Below are 751 nucleotides of genomic sequence, written 5' to 3' on the forward strand. Positions count from 1 at the left end.
TAGAATGCCCAAAAGCTCTTCAACACTTAATTCGGCAAACTGTTTTACATACCACTGTAACATTGTATTGATACCTTTTGACAATAGAACAGGAAAAGAAAAAGTTTATAAGCATTAGGTTATGGAATAATATCTGCTTACGAAACAATTAAAACAAATAGCGCCAATATTTTAACGATAATCATAAGCGGCGTAGAATTTAATCAGTATGTAACGTGGCTCTGGTTAATTAAAATCAAATCCGTGTGCATCAGTATCTCGACAAGAACAATATGAATTTAAAGTCGTTCCTTAAAAAGCAACTGGTTTCTCAAGAACTGGATGAAAAGCTAGATCGCATTGAAAAGCCTGTTGGCTCCTTGGGCTATGATCCATGGGGGTTTAACACCGATATGAACAAAATCGTATTCTCATTGTTTAGCAACATTTACGACAAATATTTTCGTGTTGAAACAAGTGGTCTTGAACACATACCTAATGATGGCCCTGTTTTAATTATCGCCAACCATAGCGGACAGCTCCCTATCGATGGCACCTTAATTGGTTATGCCGTTGCGAATCGCGATCATGCACCGCGCTATCCTCGTGCAATGATTGAGCGCTTCTTTCCCACTGTGCCCTATATTGGAAACATGCTTAATCAATTGGGCGCAGTACTGGGTGACCCTACAAACTGCGCAAAAATGCTCGAAAATGGCGAAGCCGTTATTGTGTTCCCAGAGGGTATTCGTGGCTCAGGAAAGATGTACAA

Annotated in this window: 1 protein-coding gene; it reads left to right on the plus strand. The window is 39.8% G+C overall.

Going from position 1 to position 751, the window contains the following annotated elements; translation table 11 throughout:
* Window positions 1–272 precede the first annotated feature (272 nt).
* The coding region (locus tag A3738_RS10830) for a 1-acyl-sn-glycerol-3-phosphate acyltransferase (RefSeq protein ID WP_197473810.1) at window positions 273–751 on the plus strand (479 nt) is incomplete at its 3' end.

Source organism: Oleiphilus sp. HI0066 (assembly GCF_001635725.1).